The organism is Pseudorhodoplanes sp., from assembly GCF_050250235.1.
Classification (GTDB): domain Bacteria; phylum Pseudomonadota; class Alphaproteobacteria; order Rhizobiales; family Xanthobacteraceae; genus Pseudorhodoplanes.
The window spans coordinates 1-14,983 of the sequence record NZ_JBFWPA010000042.1; the positions used below are offsets into that span (position 1 = coordinate 1).

The 14,983-nt window shown below is 64.2% G+C and carries 14 protein-coding genes; 9 read left to right on the forward strand and 5 right to left on the reverse strand.

Going from position 1 to position 14,983, the window contains the following annotated elements; translation table 11 throughout:
- Nucleotides 1-133 precede the first annotated feature (133 nt).
- The gene (gene aspS, locus AB7F49_RS18475) at nucleotides 134-1,930 is read left to right on the forward strand and encodes an aspartate--tRNA ligase (protein WP_428524959.1); all 1,797 of its coding nucleotides are present in this window, start codon (nucleotides 134-136) and stop codon (nucleotides 1,928-1,930) included.
- On the opposite strand, the gene AB7F49_RS18480 is transcribed toward aspS, so the two are convergent.
- Nucleotides 1,911-3,191: a DUF2254 domain-containing protein gene (locus tag AB7F49_RS18480; protein ID WP_428524961.1), complete on the reverse strand. Its 1,281-nt coding sequence runs from the start codon at nucleotides 3,189-3,191 to the stop codon at nucleotides 1,911-1,913. The genes aspS and AB7F49_RS18480 overlap by 20 nt on opposite strands.
- 113 nt (nucleotides 3,192-3,304) lie before the next feature.
- Between AB7F49_RS18480 and AB7F49_RS18485 the strand changes: the two genes are divergently transcribed.
- Nucleotides 3,305-5,599, forward strand: coding sequence for an NADP-dependent malic enzyme (locus tag AB7F49_RS18485; RefSeq protein WP_428524963.1), 2,295 nt, complete (start codon nucleotides 3,305-3,307; stop codon nucleotides 5,597-5,599).
- A gap of 107 nt (nucleotides 5,600-5,706) precedes the next feature.
- Here AB7F49_RS18485 and hpaD read toward each other — a convergent pair whose 3' ends face one another.
- The gene (gene hpaD / locus AB7F49_RS18490) at nucleotides 5,707-6,792 is read right to left on the reverse strand and encodes a 3,4-dihydroxyphenylacetate 2,3-dioxygenase (RefSeq protein ID WP_428524965.1); all 1,086 of its coding nucleotides are present in this window, start codon (nucleotides 6,790-6,792) and stop codon (nucleotides 5,707-5,709) included.
- Between the two features lie 100 nt (nucleotides 6,793-6,892).
- Here hpaD and AB7F49_RS18495 point away from each other — a divergent pair, with 100 nt between their 5' ends.
- Both AB7F49_RS18495 and AB7F49_RS18500 read left to right on the forward strand, forming a co-directional pair.
- A complete protein-coding gene (locus AB7F49_RS18495) occupies nucleotides 6,893-7,813 on the forward strand; it encodes a pirin family protein (protein WP_428524967.1) in 921 nt (306 codons plus the stop codon).
- 158 nt (nucleotides 7,814-7,971) lie between these two features.
- Nucleotides 7,972-9,015 carry a caspase family protein gene (locus AB7F49_RS18500; RefSeq protein ID WP_428524969.1) on the forward strand — a complete coding sequence of 348 codons (1,044 nt, stop codon included), beginning with the start codon at nucleotides 7,972-7,974 and terminating at the stop codon, nucleotides 9,013-9,015.
- A 27-nt stretch (nucleotides 9,016-9,042) separates the two neighbouring features.
- Here the strand turns inward: AB7F49_RS18500 and AB7F49_RS18505 are convergent, their stop codons facing one another.
- On the reverse strand, nucleotides 9,043-9,774 hold the full coding sequence (locus AB7F49_RS18505) for a class I SAM-dependent methyltransferase (protein ID WP_428524971.1): 732 nt from the start codon (nucleotides 9,772-9,774) through the stop codon (nucleotides 9,043-9,045).
- A 74-nt stretch (nucleotides 9,775-9,848) separates the two neighbouring features.
- Entirely contained in the window at nucleotides 9,849-10,718 is an 870-nt protein-coding gene (locus AB7F49_RS18510; protein ID WP_428524973.1) for an amidohydrolase family protein, read from the reverse strand.
- Nucleotides 10,719-10,836: 118 nt separating this feature from the next.
- Between AB7F49_RS18510 and AB7F49_RS18515 the strand changes: the two genes are divergently transcribed.
- The 5 genes from AB7F49_RS18515 to AB7F49_RS18535 all read left to right on the forward strand — a co-directional run bounded on the left by AB7F49_RS18515 (nucleotide 10,837) and on the right by AB7F49_RS18535 (nucleotide 14,157).
- Nucleotides 10,837-12,468, forward strand: coding sequence for an EAL domain-containing protein (locus AB7F49_RS18515; RefSeq protein WP_428524975.1), 1,632 nt, complete (start codon nucleotides 10,837-10,839; stop codon nucleotides 12,466-12,468).
- Between the two features lie 67 nt (nucleotides 12,469-12,535).
- Complete coding sequence (locus AB7F49_RS18520; protein WP_428524977.1) at nucleotides 12,536-12,844, forward strand: glycine zipper domain-containing protein; 309 nt, start codon at nucleotides 12,536-12,538, stop codon at nucleotides 12,842-12,844.
- A 95-nt stretch (nucleotides 12,845-12,939) separates the two neighbouring features.
- The gene (locus AB7F49_RS18525; RefSeq protein ID WP_428524979.1) at nucleotides 12,940-13,350 is read left to right on the forward strand and encodes a hypothetical protein; all 411 of its coding nucleotides are present in this window, start codon (nucleotides 12,940-12,942) and stop codon (nucleotides 13,348-13,350) included.
- A 77-nt stretch (nucleotides 13,351-13,427) separates the two neighbouring features.
- Nucleotides 13,428-13,883, forward strand: a complete 456-nt coding sequence (locus AB7F49_RS18530; protein ID WP_428524981.1) for a DoxX family protein — start codon at nucleotides 13,428-13,430, stop codon at nucleotides 13,881-13,883.
- Nucleotides 13,884-13,908: 25 nt separating this feature from the next.
- Complete coding sequence (locus AB7F49_RS18535) at nucleotides 13,909-14,157, forward strand: DUF3551 domain-containing protein (RefSeq protein ID WP_428524983.1); 249 nt, start codon at nucleotides 13,909-13,911, stop codon at nucleotides 14,155-14,157.
- Between the two features lie 210 nt (nucleotides 14,158-14,367).
- Here AB7F49_RS18535 and AB7F49_RS18540 read toward each other — a convergent pair whose 3' ends face one another.
- Nucleotides 14,368-14,949: a dihydrofolate reductase gene (locus tag AB7F49_RS18540; RefSeq protein ID WP_428524985.1), complete on the reverse strand. Its 582-nt coding sequence runs from the start codon at nucleotides 14,947-14,949 to the stop codon at nucleotides 14,368-14,370.
- Nucleotides 14,950-14,983 lie beyond the last annotated feature (34 nt).

The following is a 14,983-nucleotide window of genomic DNA, read 5'->3' on the forward strand; positions in this document are numbered from 1 at the left end:
TCGCGGCCCTCAGAATGCAGAAAGAGGCCGCTCTGTCGAGGCATTCCCTTGCCTTGACAAAGCGCGACCCCCATGCGCTTTTCCCGCGCCTCCAGCCCACATTTGCGCGCCCACACGACCCGAAAGAGCTGCCATGCACCGTTACCGCTCCCATACCTGTGGCGCGCTCCGCGAGAGCGACATCGGGGCCGAGGTGCGCCTGTCGGGCTGGGTCCACCGGGTCCGCGACCATGGCGGCGTGCTGTTCATCGACCTGCGCGACCATTACGGCCTGACGCAAGTTGTGGCCGACCCCGATAGCCCGGCCTTCAAGGACGCCGAGAAGCTGCGCTCCGAGTGGGTGGTGCGGGTAGACGGCAAGGTGCGGGCGCGTCCCGCCGGCACCGAGAACCCGGACCTGCCCACCGGGCTCGTCGAGGTGTTCGCCAACGAGATCGAGGTGCTGGGGCCCGCCGGCGAATTGCCGATGCCGGTATTCGGCGACCAAGAATATCCGGAGGACATCCGGCTTCGCTATCGCTTCCTCGATCTGCGCCGCGAGCGGCTGCATGCCAACATCATGAAGCGCGGCCAGATCATCGATTCGATCCGCCGCCGGATGAAGGAGGGCGGCTTCTTCGAATTCCAGACCCCGATCCTGACCGCGTCCTCGCCCGAAGGCGCGCGCGACTATCTCGTTCCCTCGCGCATCCATCCCGGCAAGTTCTATGCGCTGCCGCAGGCCCCGCAGCAATTCAAGCAGCTGATCATGGTGTCGGGCTTCGACCGCTATTTCCAGATCGCGCCATGCTTCCGCGACGAGGATGCGCGCGCCGACCGGTCTCCCGGCGAGTTCTATCAGCTCGACATCGAGATGAGCTTCGTCACCCAGGACGATGTTTTCAACGCGGTCGAGCCGGTGCTGCGCGGGGTGTTCGAGGAATTCGGCGGCGGCAGGCCGGTGACGCAGAAGTTTCCGCACATCGCCTATGCCGACGCGATGCGGCTCTATGGCACCGACAAGCCGGACCTGCGCAACCCGATCAGGATGGCGAATGTCACCGATGCGTTCCGCGGCTCGGGTTTCAAGATTTTCGCCAACATGATCGCGAACGATCCCGCGGTCGAGGTGTGGGCGATCCCCGCCAGGACCGGCGGCAACCGCGCCTTCTGCGACCGGATGAATTCATGGGCGCAGGGCGAAGGCCAGCCGGGGCTCGGCTATATCTTCTGGCGCGAAGGCGAGGAGGGTGGCGCTGGCCCGCTCGCCAAGAATATCGGGCCGGAGCGGACCAAGCAGATCGCGGATCAGCTCGGGCTCGGCGTCGGCGATGCCTGCTTCTTCGTCGCCGGCAAGCCGAAGGATTTCGTGAAGTTCTCAGGCCTCGCCCGCACCCGCGTCGGCGAGGAACTGAAGCTCATCGACACCGACCGCTTCGAATTCTGCTGGATCGTCGACTTCCCGATGTATGAGTGGAGCGAGGAGGACAAGAAGATCGACTTCTCGCACAATCCGTTTTCTATGCCGAACATGCCGGTCGAGGCGTTTCTGGCGCTCGACCCGAGCGATCACGACAAGATCCTCGGGATGAAGGCGATCCAGTACGACATCGTCTGCAACGGCATCGAGCTGTCGTCAGGGGCGATCAGAAACCACCGTCCCGACGTCATGAAGAAGGCCTTCGCGATCGCGGGCTACGACGAGAGCGTGCTGGAGGCGAAATTCGGCGGCATGCTGCGCGCACTCTCGCTCGGCGCGCCGCCGCATGGCGGCATCGCGCCCGGCATCGACCGCATCGTCATGCTGCTGTGCGGCGAGGAGAATCTCCGCGAGGTGGTGCTGTTCCCGATGAACCAGCGCGCCGAGGACCTCTTGATGGGCGCTCCGTCCGAGGTCACCCCGAAGCAGCTCAAGGAACTGCATATTCGGCTCAACCTGCCGCAGAAGTGACCCGCACCGCTCGCGGAATCCGGCTTTCCAGAACGGCGAGATCATTCGGCTCCGGTAGCGTGCGGCGGCCGGCGCGCAACACCATGTCGAGATGCCGCGCGATGTGCTTGCGCTGCGCCTCGTCGCCGAGTTCATAGAGATCGCCCAGCCGTTCCGCGAGCCGGATCAGCACGGAGGCGCTTCCCTCGCCATATTGACGGAGCATGTTGAAACTCGCGTCGATCAGACCTTCGAAATCCGAACGCGTGGCGATCAGGCGCAGGTCGCCGTTCTTGTCGCACCATTGCGTCTGCGCCGCCCCGCGCCGGCTGATGCGCGCAAGGGAGAGAGAGAGCCGGTCGATCGTCACCAGCGCCGTATAGGGATCGTTGACTCCGGGCGACAGCGCTCGCACCCCGACCTCGACAATCTGCCGGATCGAGAATTCGAGGTCCTGGACCGAGGTGCGTCCGCGCCCAAGTATGAAGCCGCCGGCGACAGCCTTCGCGAATTCTGCCGTGGCGGCTGTAGAGGGCCATACTTTGCCGACCGCGATATCCGGGATCAAAAGATGTCCGGCCCGCACACTGATCTCGACCACGGCTTCGGCTTCGCGCGCGGCCTCGACGATCTGCCCATGGTCCAGGGCCTGGATATAGCCTTCGCCGCTCAGCCGCAGGTCGGCCGGATCGCCGGACGGACGCGGCCGGTAACGGGCTTCATCATCGGTCATTTCCGGCAGCAGACGTGCGGCGCTGCCATCGATTTCCCTGCCGACATCGTCGATGACGTTGTCGGCGATGATCGAGCGTCCGAGATGATGCACGAAGATCAGCAGGACCACGGTGCTGAGGAGGACAAGGCCGGTGCCGATTGTCACCGCGAGGTTGGGCACGGTATCGCCATAGACGCTGCGCATTACGAGCAGCAGATAGACCACGGTCGCCACGAACAGGCCGAGCATGGCCTGGGTGCGAAGATCGCTCATGAAGATGCGGATGAGGCGGGGCCCGAGTTGCTGCGCCGCCAGCGTCAGTACAACCATGGTAATCGAGATCGCGAGCGTCGCCAGCGTGATCGTTCCAGTCACCAGATTGGACAGAAAGCCCGGTGCGTCCTTGGCGGCGCCGCTATAGAGGAACCAGACCGGATCCTCGCCGACCTCGATGGAAATCCCGGTCGCGAATACGGCCGCGACGGCGGCGACCGCGATCATGGTGATCGGGAGAGCCCAGAGGCTGGACCGGATGTTCTCCCAGATCGTCAACAGGCGCGGCAGCATGTTATTTCTCCCGCTGAATCGCAGCGTCCCAACTAACATTCGCATTCGCGCGATAAGTTCCATAGAAAGTTCGTGGGCGCCCCATCGCGTCGGGACGCCGGAGGAAGTCTGAAATGCCGTCCGTGATGTCCAACCTGTCCGACGACCTGAAAAATCAGGCGCTCGCCTATCACCGTTTCCCGAAGCCGGGAAAGCTCGAGATTGCAGCGACCAAGCCGCTCGGCACCCAGCACGATCTGGCGCTGGCCTATTCGCCGGGCGTCGCCGCCGCCTGCGAGGCGATCGCGGCCGATCCGCGCGAGGCCGCCGAACTGACCGCGCGGCAGAATCTCGTCGCCGTGATCTCGAACGGCAGTGCCGTGCTCGGGCTCGGCAATATTGGGCCGCTGGCCTCCAAGCCGGTCATGGAAGGCAAGGCGGTGCTGTTCAGGAAATTCGCAGGGATCGATGTGTTCGACATCGAGATCGACGCGCCGGATGTCGAGCGAATGGTCAGCGTGGTGTCGGCGCTGGAGCCGACCTTCGGCGGCATCAATCTCGAGGACATCAAGGCCCCGGAATGCTTCGACGTCGAGGCGAAGCTGAAGGAGCGGATGAAAATTCCGGTCTTCCACGACGACCAGCACGGCACCGCGATCATCGTCGCCGCCGCGGTCACGAATGCGCTTTATCTGGGCGGCAAGACCATCGAGAACGTGAAGATCGTCGCGTCGGGTGCCGGCGCGGCGGCGCTGGCCTGTCTCAATCTGCTGGTGGAGCTTGGTGCGAAGCGCGAGAACATCTTCATCTCCGACATCGAGGGCGTGGTCTACAAGGGCCGCCCGAAGCTGATGGACCGATGGAAGGATGTGTACGCGCAGGACACCGAAGCGCGCAAACTCGGCGACATCATCGGTGGAGCGGACATTTTCCTCGGCGTGTCGGCGGGCGGCGTGCTGTCCGCCGACATGGTCAAGCGCATGGCGGCTCGCCCGCTGATCATGGCGCTTGCCAATCCAACGCCGGAAATCATGCCGGACGAGGCGCGCGCGGTGCGGCCCGATGCCATGATCTGCACCGGCCGTTCGGATTACCCGAACCAGGTCAACAACGTCCTGTGCTTTCCCTATATCTTCCGCGGCGCGCTGGATGTCGGCGCCACCACGATCAACGAGCCGATGAAGCGCGCTGCGGTCGAAGCGATCGCAGCGCTGGCGCGCGAGGCGCCGTCCGAAGTGGCGGCGCGCGCCTATGGCGGCGAGGCGCCGACCTTCGGAACCGGATCGTTGATCCCCAATCCGTTCGATCCGCGGCTGATCCTGAGAATCGCACCTGCGGTCGCGCGGGCGGCGATCGAATCGGGGGCGGCGACGCGCCCCTTCGGCGATTTCGACGCCTATCACGAGCGGCTGAACCGCTTCGTATTCCGCTCCGGGTTCATCATGAAGCCGGTTTTCGCGCGCGCCAAGGAAGACCGCAAGCGCATCATCTATGCCGAGGGCGAGGATGAGCGCGTGCTGCGCGCCACGCAGGTCGTGGTGGAAGAGGGGCTTGCGCAGCCGCTGCTGATCGGACGGCCGAGCGTGATCGAGACGCGGCTCGAGCGCTACGGCCTGTCGATCCGGCCGGGCCGTGACTTCACGCTGATCAATCCCGACGACGATCCGCGCTACCGGGAATATGTACAGGCCTATGTCGAGGCTGCGGGCCGGCGCGGCATCACGCCCGATGCCGCGCGCACCATCGTGCGCACCAACGCGACGGTCATCGCCGCGCTTGCGGTGCGGCTGAAGCTTGCGGACGCCATGATCTGCGGGCTCGAGGGCCGCTACATGGCGCATCTGAAGAATATCCGCGACGTGATCGGGCTTGCGCCCGGCGTCGACGAGTTCGCCGCGCTGTCGCTCGTCATCACCAACAAGGGCGCCTATTTCCTCGCCGACACCCAGGTGACGCCGGAGCCGAGCGCAGAGGCGGTCGCAGACATGGCGGTATTGGCGGCGGCGCATGTGCGGCGCTTCGGACTCGATCCCAAGATTGCACTGCTGTCGCATTCGGACTTCGGCTCCTACGACACCGCGTCTGCTGCCAAGATGCGTGCCGCGCTGCGGCTGTTGCAGGATCGCAACCCGGAGCTCGAAGCCGAGGGCGAGATGAATGGCGACACGGCGTTGAACCCGACGATTCGCGAGCGGGTGTTTCCGCATTCGCGCCTGAAGGGCGAAGCCAATGTTCTGATCATGCCCAATCTCGACGCCGCCAACATCGCCTATCAGATGACCAAGGTGCTGGCGGATGCGCTGGCGGTCGGACCGATCCTGATCGGCGCGGCGATGCCGGCGCATATCCTCACGCCGTCGGTCACCGCGCGCGGCGTCATCAACATGACCGCGCTTGCGGTCGTGGAAGCGCAGGGTGCGCGGGCGTGAGCGTCATTGCGAGCGAAGCGACTCAATCCAGATGTTCAGGTGAGATGGATTTGCTTCGTCGCTGACGCTCCTCGCAATGACGATCACCGACTCGGATCGGCCGCGCCTCAGAACTGGTTCGCCAGAAACGTCTCCAACGTGACAGGATCGGCCTTGAGCAGCGGTTCGGCCGGTTCGACGCCTTCGAACAGCGTTGCGTCGAAGAACCAGCCGCGCGTTGCCGGCAATCCCCACAATTGCGAGCGGCTGGTATTGGTCAAATCCCACCGGATCGGCGGCACGTCCGGATCGATCGCCTGATAATGGGTGTTGAACAATTCGATCCGATGTCCATCCGGATCGCGGAAATAGACGAACAGCGCGTTGCCGATGCCATGCCGTCCGGGCCCCCGCTCCATGCGATTCGCGTAGCCCATGCTGGCCGCGACGTCGCAGGCGTGGATCAGGTCGCGCACTTCGGGAACGGTGTAGGCGAAATGGTGAAGCCGCGGCCCGCGCCCATTGCTGAATACGATGTCGTGCGGATTGCCCTTCCGTGCAAGCCACACGCCCCACAATTCGTCGGTGCCGTCTCTGGCGGTATACTCCGTCAGCCGGAAGCCAAGCGCCGCATAGAAATCGAACACGCGCTGGATGTCCGACGCTGCAACCTGCACGTGGTCAAGATGCTGCGGGCTGCCGCCATGAAACCTGTCGAAGGACTGCATCAGGCGCGGGACGATATCCATCTTCGCGCAAAGTTCGATCGGCGCGCCCGATCCGTCCGAAAAGCGCAGGGTGCGGCCCTGATATGGCACCTCGATCCAGTTGCTCTCCGCGCCCCGACGATCGAGCCAGTCCTTCGCCGTGTCGAGATCGGCGTCGGTGAGCACGCGAAAGCCGATTGTCTGACACACCGGCGTGCTGTCCGAACGGCGGATGACCAGCGAATGGTGGCTGGCCTCCTCCAGTCCGCGCAAATAGAGCGCGTCCTTGTCGGAATCACTCACCACGAGGCCAAGCACATCGCTGTAGAAGCGGCGGCTGGCATCGAGATCGCGGCTCGTCAGGACGACGTGGCTGACGCGGGTGATGTTGAACGGCGGATCGAGAACAGGCGCGGGCAGGGACATGATGAAAGTGTCTGGATGAAGGATCAGGCTCGGCCGCCGGAGCGGGCCATGCACCATATGGGTCGTGAGGCCTGCGTTCAATTCCCGCGCGGCTCCGTCATCGCATTGCGGTCATGGTTCGGTGTAAACTGAACTGACGGCCCAACGATGATTGGGCATTGAAAGTGGGACACCCGCACAGATGAGCTTCTTTCCAGGTCAGGATCCGGCACCGGGCGACCGCCAGTCCTGCGATGCGCTGGAGCGCGTGATCGTGCCGCGGACCACCGATCTCGGCGACTTCGAGGTGCGCCGAGCGCTGCCTTCCGCACAGCGGCGCATGGTCGGGCCGTTCGTATTCCTCGACGAGATGGGGCCGGCGGAATTTCGCGCCGGCAAAGGCGTCGATGTGCGGCCGCATCCGCATATCGGACTGGCCACCGTGACCTATCTGTTCGATGGCGAAATCACCCACCGCGACAGTCTCGGCACCTTCGTTGCGATCCGGCCGGGCGAGGTGAACTGGATGACGGCGGGGCGCGGCATCGTGCATTCCGAGCGCACCGCGCCGGAGCGCCGCGTCAACGGCGATACGCTGCATGGCCTGCAATGCTGGGTGGCGCTGCCGGCCGACAAGGAGGAGATCGATCCGTCGTTCTTTCATCGCAATGCGGAAGATTTGCCACTGGTCAGCGACAACGGCTTCACCGCGCGTGTGGTGGCGGGCCAGGCCTTCGGCGCGCGCTCGCCGGTGGTCACCGCATCCGACACGGTCTTTGCCGATGTCGTCATGGAGGCGGGTACCATGATCCCGCTCGATCCCGATTACGAGGAGCGCGCGATCTATATCGTGGACGGCGAGATCGAGATCGCGGGCGACCGCTTCACCGGGCCGCGGCTTCTGGTCTTCCGGCCGGGCGACCGCATTGCCGTGCGTGCCGTCACCGCGAGCCATATCGCGATCCTCGGCGGCGCGGCGCTCGAAGGGCCGCGGCACATCTGGTGGAATTTCGTGTCCTCGCGCAAGGAGCGGATCGAGCAGGCCAAGGAAGACTGGAAGGCCGCGCGCTTCGACATTGTGCCGGGCGACGAAGCGGAATTCATCCCGCTGCCCGAGCGCTAGGCCGGTGGCGCGTCAGAGCCCGAAAATCTCGATCCGCTCCGCCATGCCGGCCGGCAAGGCCGGGACATCCCGCCGCGACCAACTCAAAACATCGTGGGTTCGCTCGGCCTACGCCAATCCGTGATAATCTCGCGTCCGTTCTCGAAACGGGTCTGCACATGGCCTCCATGCGACTTCGGCGGTATTTGTGGCTTGCTGTCGCGTTCGCCGCTGCCGCGCCGGCGGCGGCGCAGGACCGCGTGGCGCTTGTTATCGGCAATGCGAACTATGTTCATGCCGGGGCGCTGGCCAATCCGGGCAACGATGCGCGCGCGATTGCCGGCGCGCTGCGCGAGGTCGGTTTCGAGGTGACGGAAGGCTTCGACCTCGGCCGCGCCGGCATGGAAGACCGCATCCGCATCTTCCTCAATCGCGCGGCTGCGGCGAAAATTGCGCTGCTGTTCTACGCCGGCCACGGCATGCAGATCGACGGCCGCAACTTCCTCGTCCCGGTCGATGCCAGGCTCGAAACCCACAACGACGTCGTATTCGGCACGGTCGATCTCGACCGGGTCATGAGCGGACTGAGCGATCCGGCGCGCGCCAGTATCGTTGTGCTTGACGCCTGCCGGGACAATCCACTGGCGCGCAGCTTTGCGGCTCGCACGCGCTCGTCGGCGGTCGGCACCGGCCTCGCGGCTTACAGCACGGTCGGCACCGGCACGCTAATCGCGTATTCCACGGCGCCCGGCAAGGTGGCAAGCGACGGCCCGCGGGGCAACAGTCCATTCGCCGAAGCGCTCGCGAAACACCTGCGAACGCCTGGACTAGAGGTGCGGCAGATGCTGACGCGGGTGCGCAACGACGTTGCCGAGGCGACGAAGGAGCAGCAGGTGCCGTGGGACAATTCCTCGCTCCGAGGCGACGTCTATCTTGCCGCGCGCCAAGACGATTCCGCGCGAGCCGATCCGCGTCGGATCGAAACCCGGCCAGTCCAGCCGCCGGTTGAAGCCGAGCCGGTCGATCAGGGCAGGCAGGCAATCGTGCCTCCGCCACGCGGGCGATGGACCGAGGACGCGATGCGCGAATCCTTCGCGGTCAGCGGACCAGGCACGATCATGACGGGACAGACCGTGGTCGTCACCGCCCGCGACGGCCGCAAGATGACATGCATCGGCGGCAGCATCGCGCAGAGGCTTCCGCGCCGCTGCGCGTGGCATTGACGCGACGCCGCGGCCGCATGCGGCGGTTCATCCTTTCACTGCCGGCCGGCGCGCCAGGATGGTCTGGTGCCAGGAATCGCGCAACAATCGTCCGCCCGGCAGTGGACCCCAGGCATGCTCGATGCGAAAGCCCGCCGCGCGCAGCATGGTTTTCAACTCGGCATGAGAATACACATTCTGCCTGAATCGTTGCCGCAGGACGCGTGTCTTCGCGCCGCGCGCATCGATGATGATCCATTCGGCGTTGGTTTCCTTGGTGACCTTGTCATAGCGCGCCCGGTCGATCATGAAGACATCCGGCACAGGTTCGCTGCCGCGCTCCATAGGAACACGCAAGCGTGCTGCGACGCCGCCGGCATGCAGCGTATTGATGACGAATGCGCCGCCGGGTCTGAGGATGCGGTAGACTTCCTTCAGTACGCGTTGGTCGTCGCTGCGTTTTGCGAAATATCCGAAGCTGTTGAACAGCGACACCACGAGATCGAAATGCTTGGTTTCGAAATGAGCCCGCAGATCGCGCATGTCGCCATGAACAAAGGCGACAGGAAGTTTTTCCCCGGCTGCCGCCCGCCGCGCCTCTCGCAGAAAATCGTCGGAATAATCGAGCCCGGTTACGGCAAAGCCGCGCCGCGCAAAAGCGATGCTGTGGCGCCCGGCGCCGCAGGCAAGGTCGAGAACACGCGCCGGTGGCCGCAGCTTCGAAGCCCTGAGGACGGTCAGGACCTCCTTTTCCGCGACCGGCTTTCGGGCGGCGAACATCACCTCTCCCACGAGCGGACCGAAAAATCTGCGCCACCAGGCGCCCGGAATTCGGGCTCTGCGTTTCCGGTTCGTCATGTCCGACCGCTTGCCGTCCGCTTGAACAGCCGCCTCGCGTTTCCATTCGCGATCCGCTCCGCCTGCTCGCGCGGGAGTTGACCGAGCCATCCGCGGTATCCCCTCATGATCGCGTCGTAGGAGAACCATCGTTCATTGATCCAGGTATCCGACCCGATCAGAAAGCGGTCGGAATGCCTGGCAAACAGGTCACGCCATTGCTCGCTGAGCCTGCCATCCTTGCCGGTGATGCCGCTGCGATAGGACAATTCGCCCCACAGATCGGGATAGGTCGCGAACAGTTCGAGAATCCGGGCGGGCGGGGTCGAAAAGCCGGTATGCGCCCAGATGATCTTGGTCTTCGGATTGTGCGAGAGCAGGATCAGGAGCGCCTCCTCGTCGCAATGGGCATGCAGATACAGATCGCGCTCGACGGCAAAATCCACGATTTTCTTCACCCATTCGCTCGCGGCGGTCTTACCGTAGATGTGGAATTCTCCGATCCCGCGATAGGCGCCACGCTCGTATTCGGTCTTCACGAGTTCGAAGATCGCCGGGTCATTGAACCAGGTCTGGATATCGGGACGGGTGCGGTAGGGCCGGATGAAGGGGACGACCCACAGGCCGGGCGCCCTGGCGTCGGTCAATTGGTGCGTGCCCTTGTTGGGCCGGCTGGTCGCCAGAATTCCGGTGACGCGGTTGCGCCGGAAAATCTCAAGGACCTGATCGAGCGAATAGAGCGGATTGGGCTCCTGATTGTAGTGCAGGTGCGCGTCGAAAATCTCCAGCGGCAGGGGCTCCTGGGCGCCGGCTGGCGCTTGTGCGAACAGCAGCAGCGCACCGCAGACGAGTGCGCCGATGTGTGGCGTTAACCTGCACTTAACCATCCGCCGCTTCCCTCGACCTTCGATCCTGCCAGTCATCGCGGTGCAAGTGTACGGTTAAACCACCCTTTACGCGAAACCGGCAACTTGGACGCAACTGCGTCGCTGAGGGGCGTCCTCCTTGTCTTCCAAGTCCAGAAAACTGATCGCAATCGCGGTCGGCCTCGTGCTTGCGGGTGCGCCGATCGCGGGCCTCAATTTCTGGGTCGACAGCCTGCTGGTGCGGCAGAGCGCGAACGATGTCGAAACGTTCGCGCGCCGCTCAATCCATCTCGCGGAGATCCGCCTCGATTCAGCGATGATGGAACTCGAACGCCTCGCCGAGCGGGGCGTCGATGGCTGCCGCCCGGACCAGGTGGAGGCGCTCAGAAAAGCCAGCCTGAGCGCGGCCTGGGTCAAGCAATTTTCGGTTGTGGGCGCTGCGGGACAGCCATTATGCGGCGATATCAACCTGCCCGGCCTGGTGAAGGTCCTTGCCGCGCGCCCGGTTCGCGGCAGCACCACGGAGCTCGAGGTCATCCAGCTCGGAGATCAGCCGGGGCGGCTGGTCCGATTGCGCCGGCCGGTCGGGCCCGGAGGCGCGACGAGCCTCTCGGCATTGCTGCTTCCGGACGTTCTCGTCGCAAGGCTCGGATTGATCAGCCGCGATCTGAAAGGCTACGGGCAGCTTGCGCTGGTCGACGGAACGATGATCACCGAGACCGGTACGCGCCCCTCCGACAGCGAGGGGCTGTCGGCCGTCAGCAACAATGCGCGCGTTGACGATCGTCTTGGACTGCGCGTCACCACCTCGCATCCGCAAACCGAGGGCGAAGTGTCAATCGGCGATCTGCGCGAGCTTGCGATCACGATGACCGGGATATTGTCACTTGCGCTTGTCGCTATTGCGCTGATCCTGCGCCAGCGGCGGGGCGACAATCCGGTCGCCGAGATCGAGCGCGGATTGCGGCACAAAGAGTTCGTGCCCTATTATCAGCCGATCGTCGACATCACGAGCGGGCGGCTGCGTGGTGCCGAAGTGCTGATGCGATGGAAAAAGAGCGACGGCACGGTATTGCCTCCCGCGGCATTTATTCCGCTCGCCGAATCGAGCGGCATGATCCTCGCGATGACCCGCAGCATGATGCGTCAGGTCGTAGCCGAAATGGGGCCGGCCTTTTCGCTACGTCCCAAGCTGAAGCTTGGCTTCAACATGACCGCCGAGCATTTCTCGAATGAGACCATCGTGCGCGACTTGCGGACCATTTTCGAACGCTCAAGCATACGGTATTCGCAGATTTTCCTCGAAGTGACCGAGCGCCAGCCGCTGGAAAACCTGAGCCGGACCCGCCGCGTAATCGCGACCCTTCAGGACCTTGGAGTGCGGATCGCGATCGACGATGTGGGCGCGGGACATGGCGGCCTTTCCTATATCCTGAAACTGGGTGCCGACATCATCAAGATCGACAAGATGTTCGTCGACGCGCTGGGCAGCGACAACCATTCGAGCACCATCATCGAAACGCTGGTCGATCTGGCCGAAAGCATGCGGATGGACATTATCGCGGAGGGTGTCGAGACCTTCGAACAGGTGGTCGCGCTGCGCGAGCGCGGCATCCGCACCGCGCAAGGATTTGTCTTCGCGCCGCCGCTTCCGGGATCGTCGTTCCTGAAACTGGTCGAGGCGATCGATCCGCAGAGGGGGCCGGAACTTGCGCTCAAGCCGGGCCCGCTGCGCGCCATAACGGGACGCAGACAACCATCGGCTGCCTGACTTCGTTGAAGCGTCGCGGCGACCGATGCTATGCTTCCTTTCGAGCATGGAGAGAGGGAGCATCACCATGATTCGCACCATGACCGGCACAGCGCTGCTTGTACTGGCCTTCGCCACCCCGCCCCAGCAGGCGGCATCCCAGGAAGGTCTGATCGGCGGCGCGATCTTCGGCGGCGCTGCAGGCGCGATCATCGGGGGCGCGGCGGGCGGACGCGGCGGTGCCGCAGCCGGAGCGATCATCGGTGCGGCCACAGGCGCCGCCCTCGGGGCGCAGATGGAACGGCGTCGAACCGGGTATTACTGGTACAATGGCCGCTGCTGGCGGCGCGATCCGGGCGGCAATTATCACCTGGTGTCGCGCGGTTTCTGCGGCTGACGGGGTCTTGCGAGACGATCAGGCACGGGTGTCTCTGCCTCACGATTGCCATCGCGGGCACGCAGGACGGCCGGGAAATCCACCGAGCGAACCTCATGAAAATTCCGGTCCTTGCCCTCGCGCTGTCAATCCTGCCGGCGTCAATCGCCTGCGCACAGAATGCGCCCGCAGCGCCGCCGCCGCTGCTCGAAAACGAGCAGATCAAGGTGCGCGAGATCCGTCTCGCGCCCGGCGCCAAGCAACCGGCGGTGCCGCGGCCAAACACGTTTCTTTATGCGCTGACCGACGGCTCCATCGTTTTTTCCCCGCCCGGGCGCAAGGCCTATGAATTGTCGTTCAAGGCCGGCGAAGCGCTGTGGTTGCCCTCGCAGGAGACCGCGACCTCAAATGAGAGCGACAAGGAAGTCCGCGCGCTGATCGTGGAGATCAAGTCGCGCGCGCCCGCAGCCCGGAAAGGTCGCCCGGCGAAGGGAAAGAAAAGTCCGAAAAAGGGTGCCAAGAGTTGAGCGCCCCAGACGCGCAATCACGATAGGCTGCCGATTCCGATGGCGGCGCCGTCAGGTTTTTTTGGGAGATTATTGTCATGAACGGTCTGCTGGTTCTCGGACGCATCCTGTTTGTGCTCGTATTCATTCTGTCGGGCGCGCAGAAGCTGATGGACATTCCGGGCACCGCCGATCAGATCGGGGCCAAGGTGCTGCTGCCGGAAATCGTCACCGCCTATACGCCACAGCTCGAGGCCGCGAGCGGAATGGCAACGCCGACCCTGCTTGCCATCCTGGTCGGCGTGATCGAGATTGGAGCCGCGCTGATGATCGCGGCCAATATCGGTGCCCGCGCCGGCGCGGTGCTGCTGATCCTGTTCACAATTGCGGCGACCTGGTATTTCCACCCATTCTGGACCATGAGCGGACCGGATCGCGACGCGAACATGATCCAGGCTTTGAAGAATCTTTCGCTGATTGGCGGCCTGCTGGTGATCTTTGCGGTCGGACGCTGGCGCCCCGGCTATGCCGACCCGTCAGCGCAGCGCGTATGATAGGTGCAGGAAAAGGAGACCTGGCATGAGGACGATACCGGGGCTGGCGCTCGCGATTGGCGTGCTGATCCTGCCGGCCTCGCCCGCGGCCGCGCAGCGCTACACTTACGACATCCAATATTGCTCGCGGATCGATGGAGCGATGGAATGCGCGTATTTCACGCTGCGGCAATGTTTGGCGGCGGTGTCTGCGACCGGTGGAGACTGCGCGGTCAATCCGCGGTTTTCCGGCGATCCGGTACCGCGCCGAAGGGGATATCGCGGTTTCCGCTGACCGTGCGGCGGCTCGCTCGTTTGCAAATCTCGCTTGCTTGCAAATAAAGGGGCGGCCAATCGAGCCGCCCCAAGTTTGATACGCCACGCGGGAGGAACCTCTGCGGAGTCGGCCCCCTCTACCGCCGGCCCCGCGTGACCAAAGAAAAGAATCGAATCGTCATTCGAGATACACATTGCCTGAAATTACGGCGGCGTCACCCGTATTGTCCTACCGGGGCGACGCATTGATCCCGGACGTTGCCAGCGGACCACACCAGGTCACGACGTGGACCCCGCGTTCCGCATCGAGCATGCGGGCTTCTCCGGGCTGAAGCCCCGTCGCGGCAAGCACCGCTTCCGGTGTCCGGTCCGGCACGCCGGGAAACACCGGCCGGCCGCCGGGGAGGCGTGCATCCGAGGCGCGGGTCAGGTGAAATACGTCGTATTTTGACAAGAACAGGCCGAAAATGTCGGTTCCGCCGATGATTGCCACATTGCCGTCCGCAACTCCCAGCCTGGCGAGAGCGGTCTCCACCGGCACACCCTGCGGGTTCCAGTGCAATGCATGCGGCTGGCCGGCAACCGGTTCCGCGGTTGCAACCTGACGCGTGGCGATCAGCCTGCGCCGCACGGGGGAGGTTGGCTGCTCCGCCGAGTTCCGGCCGTGCACAAGGGCTGCGGCTGCATCGAGGCCCCGCATGAAAAAGTCCTGATCCGCCTTCACGATCAGCGCAGGGGGGATCGTTCCGCCCGCATCGGCGAGCATGCCGTCTTCCGAGACAATGGCATAACCAATGAAGCGATAGGTCATACGCGCGGCGACAACGGCTAGGGTTGCGAAGAGG

Coding starts and splice junctions, on each gene's coding strand:
- aspS (WP_428524959.1), top strand. CDS start 134: ATGCACCGTTACCGCTCCCATACCTGTGGCGCGCTCCGCGAGAGCGAC.
- AB7F49_RS18480 (WP_428524961.1), bottom strand. CDS start 3,191: ATGCTGCCGCGCCTGTTGACGATCTGGGAGAACATCCGGTCCAGCCTC.
- AB7F49_RS18485 (WP_428524963.1), top strand. CDS start 3,305: ATGCCGTCCGTGATGTCCAACCTGTCCGACGACCTGAAAAATCAGGCG.
- AB7F49_RS18495 (WP_428524967.1), top strand. CDS start 6,893: ATGAGCTTCTTTCCAGGTCAGGATCCGGCACCGGGCGACCGCCAGTCC.
- AB7F49_RS18500 (WP_428524969.1), top strand. CDS start 7,972: ATGGCCTCCATGCGACTTCGGCGGTATTTGTGGCTTGCTGTCGCGTTC.
- AB7F49_RS18505 (WP_428524971.1), bottom strand. CDS start 9,774: ATGTTCGCCGCCCGAAAGCCGGTCGCGGAAAAGGAGGTCCTGACCGTC.
- AB7F49_RS18510 (WP_428524973.1), bottom strand. CDS start 10,718: ATGGTTAAGTGCAGGTTAACGCCACACATCGGCGCACTCGTCTGCGGT.
- AB7F49_RS18520 (WP_428524977.1), top strand. CDS start 12,536: ATGATTCGCACCATGACCGGCACAGCGCTGCTTGTACTGGCCTTCGCC.
- AB7F49_RS18525 (WP_428524979.1), top strand. CDS start 12,940: ATGAAAATTCCGGTCCTTGCCCTCGCGCTGTCAATCCTGCCGGCGTCA.
- AB7F49_RS18530 (WP_428524981.1), top strand. CDS start 13,428: ATGAACGGTCTGCTGGTTCTCGGACGCATCCTGTTTGTGCTCGTATTC.
- AB7F49_RS18535 (WP_428524983.1), top strand. CDS start 13,909: ATGAGGACGATACCGGGGCTGGCGCTCGCGATTGGCGTGCTGATCCTG.
- AB7F49_RS18540 (WP_428524985.1), bottom strand. CDS start 14,949: ATGACCTATCGCTTCATTGGTTATGCCATTGTCTCGGAAGACGGCATG.